The 585-nt window shown below is 61.0% G+C and carries 1 pseudogene; it reads left to right on the forward strand.

Features of this window, described 5'->3' with window-relative positions:
- Positions 1-396: pseudogene (locus LH464_RS24475) on the forward strand (aconitate hydratase); the annotation flags it as partial.
- Between the last annotated feature and the right edge of the window lie 189 nt (positions 397-585).

Below are 585 nucleotides of genomic sequence, written 5' to 3' on the forward strand. Positions count from 1 at the left end.
ACTCCGCTCGTCATCTTCGCCGGCGTCGAATACGGCAACGGATCATCGCGCGACTGGGCTGCGAAGGGCACCAACCTGCTCGGCGTGAAGGCCGTGATCGCACAGTCCTTCGAGCGTATCCACCGCTCGAACCTGGTCGGCATGGGTGTCGTTCCGTTCGTCTTCGAAGAGGGCACGACCTGGGCGAGCCTCAACCTGAAGGGTGACGAGACCGTCACGATCGAAGGCCTGGAAGGCGACATCAAGCCGCGCGAGTGGAAGACTGCAAAGATCACCTATGGCGACGGCACGGTGAAGGAAATCAACATCCTCTGCCGCATCGATACGCTCGACGAGGTCATCTACATGGACAACGGTGGCATCCTGCAGACCGTTCTTCGCGATCTGGTTGCCTAAGCGATTAACCGATACCGCCCGCCAGTCACCTGGCGGGCGGCTCTCCTCTTCAAGCCGGGCGGCGCATGGCGTTTCCCAGGATCTTTCGCCTTGAGCATCGCCATCATCATCGGAATGGGCGTCACCGTTTTCCTGACGTCGCTCCTGTCAGGCATCTTCGGCATGGCTGGCGGGCTGATCCTGCTCTGG

This window comes from Pseudorhizobium xiangyangii (assembly GCF_020531965.1).
GTDB classification, from domain to species: domain Bacteria; phylum Pseudomonadota; class Alphaproteobacteria; order Rhizobiales; family Rhizobiaceae; genus Neorhizobium; species Neorhizobium xiangyangii.